Genomic DNA, 6,821 nt, shown 5'->3' with positions numbered 1-6,821 from the left:
CCCGGCCGCCCCCGCGCGGGCGCGCGGCGAAGCACCGGTGAGCGGGGCGTCCGGCCGCGCGCCGCGCCCTTTGCATCAGATATGCAACAGGCCCGGCCCGATCCCGCACCCGCCCTGTAAGCGGTACCGGCCGACCGGGCACACTTCCCCCCATGAACGAATGGCCCGAGGGGTGGACAGGCGGCCGCGGGGACGGGTACGGGGGCGGCCCCGAGCCCGAGGCCGCCCGCAGGATGCGGCACGTGCGGCGCGACGACGGCGGGGGCTCGGCGGCAGGCGGCCCGGGGGGTGTGGGCGGCCCGCGGCACCCGGCCGAGCCGCCGCTGCCGCCGGAGCTGTCGCCGCGCGGCCCCGTACCGTCCCAGCGGCGCCAGCCGTACGCCCAGGGCCACCCCGGGCCGGGCTACCCGGGGCAGGGGCAGCAGGGCCCGGACGGCCAGGACGGCTACAACACCGGCCAGGTCTACGGCCGCGGCACGCCGAACGGCCCGGGCGGTCCCGGCGGCCCCGGGGGTGACGGCGGCCCGGGGGCGCGCCCGCTGGCCCGGCCGAACTGGAAGAAGCGCATCCTGATCGGCCTGGCCGTCTTCCTGGTGGTCGTGATCGGGGTCGGCGTCGGCACGTACTTCTGGGCCGACTCCAAGCTGCGCCGCGAGGTGGACCTGAGCGCGGTCGAGGACCGCCCGTCGGGCGGCAAGGGCACGAACTACCTGATCGTGGGCTCGGACAGCCGCGAGGGCATGTCCGCGGAAGACAAGAAGAAGCTGCACACCGGTTCGGCGGACGGCAGGCGCACCGACTCGGTGATCCTGCTGCACACCGGCGGCAACGGCAACACCATGATCAGCCTGCCGCGCGACTCGTGGGTGACCATCCCGGCGTTCACCGGCCCGGAGTCCGGCAAGCGGTACGGCGCCTCGCAGAACAAGCTGAACGCCGCGTTCGCCATGGGCGGCCCGGAACTGCTGGTGCGCACGGTGGAGTACAACACCGGGCTGCGGGTCGACCACTACGCGGAGATCGGCTTCGACGGCTTCGCGAAGATCGTGGACTCGGTCGGCGGCGTCACGATCGACGTGCCGCAGGACATGAAGGAGAAGCACGCCGGGACGGACCTGAAGAAGGGCCGGCAGACGCTGAACGGCCAGGAGGCCCTGGCCTTCGTCCGGCAGCGCTACGGCCTGGCCGGCGGCGACCTGGACCGCACCAAGAACCAGCAGAAGTTCCTGTCCGCGCTGGCCGACAAGGCGGCCACGCCGAGCACGATCCTGAACCCCTTCAAGCTCTACCCGACCCTCGGCGCCGGCCTCGACTCGCTGATTGTCGACAAGGACATGAGCCTGTGGAAGCTGCGCTCGATGTTCTGGGCGATGAAGGGTGTCTCGGGTGGCAAGGGCCGGCAGATGAACATGCCGGTCGCCAACCCCGGCTACCCGACGGCCAAGGGCAGCGCCGTCCTGTGGAACATGGGCAAGGTCAAGCAGTTGGTGAAGGAGCTGGAGAACGACGAGAAGGTGACCGTCGCCGGCGGCACCGGCTGACGGCGGCCAGGCCCCAACTGCGCACATTTCAGCGGAGTTTCGGGCAGTGTGCCACCCAAGATCCGTACGGATTTTGCAAGATCGGATGAATTTTCCGCACGGGTCGGTGCCGCGAAATACGCCGGGGGTTAGATCTGTCGCGTCCCCGTCACGGCGGCATCCCGGGTACGGCCGTGGCACACCACCTTCGACAAGAAGGAGTCCCCATGCTGACCGAAGCCCTGGCCAACCTCATCCTGCTCGTGGGCTGCCTCATCTGAGCCGCTTACGCACGGGGCCCTCGCCGTTTCGCGGCGGGGGCCCCGTCGTGCGTCCGGGCGGGCGAAGGAGCGATCGGAGGACGGCCGGAGGGACGCACCGCACCCGGTCACGGACGAAGAAAACAGCACAAGATCATTCCGCTTTTGCGCAGGAGCGGACAAATTTCCGCGCATTGCATTGAGGCGGCATATGCCGGGTGTTAGACCTATCGCGTCCCCGTCACGGCGACACCCGGGAACGTCCGTGGCACCTGTTCCGATCCCCTTAGGAGTCGCCATGCTGTCGGAGATCCTCGCGCACTACGCCCTCGTTCTGGGCTGGCTCGTCTGACCCGCTCCCCGCATGGCAGAGGCCCCCGCCACCGGCGGGGGCCTCTGCGCTGTCCGCGTCCGTACGCGCGGGTCCGTACGCGCGTACGGACGCGCCACCGCGCGCGGCGAAAGGCGGGCTACGGGAGGTTGCGGGCCATCACGATGCGCTGGACCTGGTTCGTGCCCTCGTAGATCTGCGTGATCTTGGCGTCGCGCATCATGCGCTCGACCGGGTAGTCGCGGGTGTAGCCGTAGCCGCCGAGGAGCTGCACGGCGTCGGTGGTGATCTGCATGGCCACGTCGGAGGCGTAGCACTTGGCGGCGGCGCCGTAGAAGGTCAGGGCCTCCTCGCCGACGGTCGCGCCGAGCGCCACCCGCTCGGACCGGGCGGCGGCCGCGTAGGTCAGCTGACGGGCCGCCTCCAGCTTCATGGCCATGTCGGCCAGCATGAACTGCACGCCCTGGAAGTCGCCGATCGGCTTGCCGAACTGCTTGCGCTCGCGCACGTACCCCTTGGCGTAGTCCAGCGCGCCCTGCGCGATGCCGATGGCCTGCGCGGCGATGGTGACGCGGGTGTGGTCCAGGGTCTTCATGGCGGTGGCGAAGCCTGTGCCCTCGGCGCCGATCATGCGGTCGGCGGGGATGCGCACGTTGTCGAAGTAGACCTCGCGGGTCGGCGAGCCCTTGATGCCGAGCTTCTTCTCCGGCGCGCCGAAGGACACGCCCGGGTCGCCCTTCTCCACCACGAAGGCGGAGATGCCGCGCGAGCGCTGCTCGGGGTCGGTGACCGCCATGACGGTGTAGAACTCCGACACGCCCGCGTTGGTGATCCACCGCTTGACGCCGTTGAGCACGTACGTGTCGCCCTCGCGCACCGCGCGGGTCTTCATCCCCGCCGCGTCCGAGCCCGCCTCCGGCTCGCTCAGACAGTACGAGAACATCGCGTCGCCCTTGGCCAGCGGGCCCAGGTACTTCTTCTTCAGCTCCTCCGAGCCGGACAGGACGACCGGCATCGAGCCCAGCTTGTTCACGGCCGGGATCAGCGAGGACGAGCCGCACACGCGTGCAACCTCCTCGATGACGATCACGGTCGCCAGCGCGTCGGCGCCCGCGCCGCCGTACGTTTCGGGGACGTGCACCGCGTGCAGGTCGTTGGCCACCAGCGCGTCCAGGGCCTCCTGCGGGAAGCGCCCCTCCTCGTCGACCGCGGCGGCGAACGGCGCGATCTTGGCCTCGGCGAGCGCGCGCACCGAGTCGCGGAGCATGTCGTGCTCCTCGGACGGCCGGTACAGGTCGAAGTCCGTCGTTCCCGACAAGGTGGTCTCCCCACAACGCTAACTACTGTTAAGTAACAGAATTGTAGGCACGCCTTCGGGCAAGTCATAGGTGAACTTGACGACAGCGGGTCCGCGCCCCCCGCGCACGGCCCCGGCTATGCTCGGGCCGCTGTCCTCCCCCGCAGGCTTCTGGAGCGCGTATGGCCCTCAAGATCACCGTGATCGGCACCGGCTACCTGGGCGCGACCCACGCGGCGGCCATGGCCGAGCTCGGGTTCGAGGTGCTGGGCGTGGACGTGGCCCAGGACAAGGTCGACGCGCTCTCGGCGGGCCGGGTGCCGATGTACGAGCCGGGCCTTGAGGAGCTGCTGCGGCGGCACGTCGCGGGCCTGCCCGGCGCCAGCGGCCGGCTGCGCTTCACCACGTCCTACGACGAGGCCGGCGAGTACGGCGACGTGCACTTCCTGTGCGTGAACACGCCGCAGAAGCGCGGCGAGTACGCGTGCGACATGAGCCACGTGGACAGCGCCGTGGAGTCCCTGGCGCCCCGGCTGCGCCGCCCCGCGCTGGTCGTCGGCAAGTCCACCGTGCCGGTGGGCAGCGCCGCCCGGCTCGCGGCCCGGCTCGCCGAGCTGGCCCCGGTCGGCGCGGACGCCGAGCTGGCCTGGAACCCGGAGTTCCTGCGCGAGGGCTTCGCCGTCCAGGACACCCTGCACCCCGACCGCATCGTCGTCGGCGTGGCCGGCGAGCGGGCGGAAAAGCTCCTGCGGGAGGTTTACGCGGCGCCGCTCGCAGAAGGCACGCCGTTCGTCGTCACCGACTACCCCACCGCCGAACTGGTGAAGACCGCCGCGAACTCCTTCCTCGCCACCAAGATCTCCTTCATCAACGCCATGGCCGAGGTGTGCGAGGCGGCGGACGGCGACGTGGTCCGCCTCGCCGAGGCCATCGGCTACGACGAGCGGATCGGCCGGAAGTTCCTGCGGGCCGGGATCGGCTTCGGCGGCGGCTGCCTGCCCAAGGACATCCGCGCCTTCATGGCCCGCGCCGGAGAGCTGGGCGCGGACCAGGCGCTGACCTTCCTGCGCGAGGTCGACTCGATCAACATGCGGCGGCGCGGCCACATGGTCGAGCTGGCCCGCACGGCCGTCGGCGGCGGCTTCCTCGGCAAGCGGGTGGCCGTGCTCGGCGCCTCCTTCAAGCCCGACTCCGACGACGTGCGCGACTCCCCCGCCCTCAACGTCGCCGGGCAGATCCACCTCCAGGGCGCCCAGGTCACCGTCTACGACCCCAAGGCCATGGACAACGCACGCGCCCTCTTCCCGACCCTGTCCTACGCGCCGAGCGCCCTGGAGGCGGCGCACGGCGCGCACGTCGTGCTGCACCTCACCGAGTGGCGCGAGTTCCGCGAGCTGGACCCGGCCGCGCTGGGCGAGGTGGTCGCGGAGCGGCGCGTGCTGGACGGGCGCAACGCGCTCGACCCGGAGCGGTGGCGGGAGACCGGCTGGCACTTCCGCACGATGGGCCGCCCGGCGGCCTGACCCGTCCCGGGCCGGGCTCCGGTCCGGCCTGCGCCCGTACGCGGCGGTGCCCCACGCGGCCGGACGGCCGGGGCGGCGGTGAGGTTTGCCCGGGCGCTGCCGGGTCACCTCTCCCCTGAGGCCGGCCCCTGAGGCCGGCCCCGACGGACCGGAGGAGACACCATGCCCATCGCCACGCTGAGCGTCATCGTCCTCGACTGCCCGGACCCGACCGGGCTGGCCCGCTTCTACGAGCGCCTGCTGGGCGGGGAGATCAAGGACGACGGCGAGGACTGGGTCGACCTGTACCTGCCGGGCGGGCAGCGGCTGGCGTTCCAGCGGGCGGAGAACCTGGTGCCGCCGCGCTGGCCGCGCGAGGACGCCTCGCAGCAGCTCCACCTCGACCTGGACGTGCCCGACGTGGCGGAGGCGGAGGAGCGGGTGCTGGCCTTCGGCGCACGGCCGCTGGACGTGGACGACGACGGCGGGCGGCGCGATTTTCGGGTCTACGCGGATCCTGCCGGGCACCCGTTCTGCCTGGTCAAAGCCTGACGCGGCCCATCTATGGCCGGATAAGGCCGGGCAGCGCCTGACGCCCCGGGTCAGGGTCTGTACCGGCCCGTACGGCCGCCTGGCCGGGGCGCCGGGCCGACGTGGCGGCGCGCTCAGCCGTCCAGGTCCTCGACGGTGGCGTCGGACGGGCCGCGGGTCGCGCTCGCGTCCCGGGCCACGTCCTCCGCGGCGCGCAGCACCCGCAGCGCGTTGCCCCAGGTCAGTTTCGCCAGGTCGGCCGTTGACCAGCCGCGCCGCAGCAGCTCGGCGATCAGGTTCGGATAGCCCGCCACGTCGGCCAGCCCCTCGGGCGTGTGGGCGATGCCGTCGAAGTCGCCGCCGATCCCGACGTGGTCGACGCCGGCCGCCTCCCGCATGTGGTCGAGGTGGTCGGCGACCGTGGCCACGGTGGCCACCGGGCGCGGGTGCTCCTCCTCGTACGCGCCGAAGACCGCCATCGCCTCGGGCCCGCTGTCCAGCGGGTGGAAGCCGTGGGCCCGCTGGTTGGCCGCCGCGCCCTCGAACCACGCGGCGGCCGCGGGCAGCACGAACTGCGGCACAAAGGTCGCCATCGCCACGCCGCCGTTGCCCGGCAGCGCCTCCAGCACGTCGTCGGGCACGTTGCGCACGTGGTCGCACACGGCGCGCGCGGAGGAGTGCGAGAAGACGACGGGCGCCTCGGTCACGGCCAGCGCGCGCCGCATGGTGGCCGGGGCGACGTGCGAGAGGTCCACGAGCATGCCCAGCCGGTTCATCTCCCGCACGACCTCCTCGCCGAACCGGGTGAGGCCGCCCGCCTTCGGCTCGTCGGTCGCCGAGTCCGCCCACGGCACGTTGTCGTTGTGGGTGAGCGTCATGTAGCGCACGCCGAGCCGGTACAGGGCGCGCAGCGTCGCCAGCGAGCAGTTGATGCTGTGCCCGCCCTCGGCGCCCATCAGGGAGGCGATCCGGCCCGCCGCGCGCGCCTGCTCCACCTCGTCCGCGGTCCGCGCCAGCCGCAGGTCGGCCGGGTAGCGCCCGACGATCCGCAGCACGGCGTCGACCTGCTCCAGCGTGGCGCTCACCGCCGCGTCCCCGGCGAGGCTGGAGCNCCAGCGTGGCGCTCACCGCCGCGTCCCCGGCGAGGCTGGAGCGCACGTACACCGACCAGTACTGCGCGCCCACGCCGCCCGCGCGCAGCCGCGGGATGTCGGTGTGCAGGTGGCCGCGCTGGTCCGCGGCGAGGTCGCGGCGCGCCAGGTCGTAGCGCACCTGCTCGCGCAGCGCCCACGGCAGGTCGTTGTGCCCGTCCACGACGGGGTGGTCGGCGAGCAGCGCGCGGGCCTGTGCGAGGTGATCGGTCACCGTCGTATCGTCGCC

General features: G+C 72.5%; 4 protein-coding genes and 1 pseudogene. 3 read left to right on the top strand and 2 right to left on the bottom strand.

All coding sequences use genetic code 11. The features are described 5' to 3' along the window. The first annotated feature begins 152 nt into the window (after positions 1-152). Entirely contained in the window at positions 153-1,541 is a 1,389-nt protein-coding gene (locus RKE29_RS04245; RefSeq protein WP_312003645.1) for an LCP family protein, read from the top strand. A 709-nt stretch (positions 1,542-2,250) separates the two neighbouring features. On the opposite strand, the gene RKE29_RS04240 is transcribed toward RKE29_RS04245, so the two are convergent. After that, a complete protein-coding gene (locus tag RKE29_RS04240; protein WP_312003644.1) occupies positions 2,251-3,429 on the bottom strand; it encodes an acyl-CoA dehydrogenase family protein in 1,179 nt (392 codons plus the stop codon). Between the two features lie 161 nt (positions 3,430-3,590). Between RKE29_RS04240 and RKE29_RS04235 the strand changes: the two genes are divergently transcribed. Both RKE29_RS04235 and RKE29_RS04230 read left to right on the top strand, forming a co-directional pair. Next, complete coding sequence (locus RKE29_RS04235; RefSeq protein ID WP_312003643.1) at positions 3,591-4,931, top strand: UDP-glucose/GDP-mannose dehydrogenase family protein; 1,341 nt, start codon at positions 3,591-3,593, stop codon at positions 4,929-4,931. A 162-nt stretch (positions 4,932-5,093) separates the two neighbouring features. Continuing rightward, the gene (locus tag RKE29_RS04230) at positions 5,094-5,462 is read left to right on the top strand and encodes a VOC family protein (RefSeq protein WP_312003642.1); all 369 of its coding nucleotides are present in this window, start codon (positions 5,094-5,096) and stop codon (positions 5,460-5,462) included. Between the two features lie 113 nt (positions 5,463-5,575). On the opposite strand, the pseudogene RKE29_RS04225 reads toward RKE29_RS04230, so the two are convergent. Then, positions 5,576-6,806: pseudogene (locus RKE29_RS04225) on the bottom strand (dipeptidase). Positions 6,807-6,821: the final 15 nt, after the last annotated feature.

Origin of the sequence: Streptomyces sp. B1866, from assembly GCF_031932565.1 — a bacterium.
Classification (GTDB): Bacteria; Actinomycetota; Actinomycetes; order Streptomycetales; family Streptomycetaceae; genus Streptomyces.
This window is presented reverse-complemented; position numbering and strand designations above follow the sequence as displayed.

Coding starts and splice junctions, on each gene's coding strand:
- RKE29_RS04245 (WP_312003645.1), top strand. CDS start 153: ATGAACGAATGGCCCGAGGGGTGGACAGGCGGCCGCGGGGACGGGTAC.
- RKE29_RS04235 (WP_312003643.1), top strand. CDS start 3,591: ATGGCCCTCAAGATCACCGTGATCGGCACCGGCTACCTGGGCGCGACC.
- RKE29_RS04230 (WP_312003642.1), top strand. CDS start 5,094: ATGCCCATCGCCACGCTGAGCGTCATCGTCCTCGACTGCCCGGACCCG.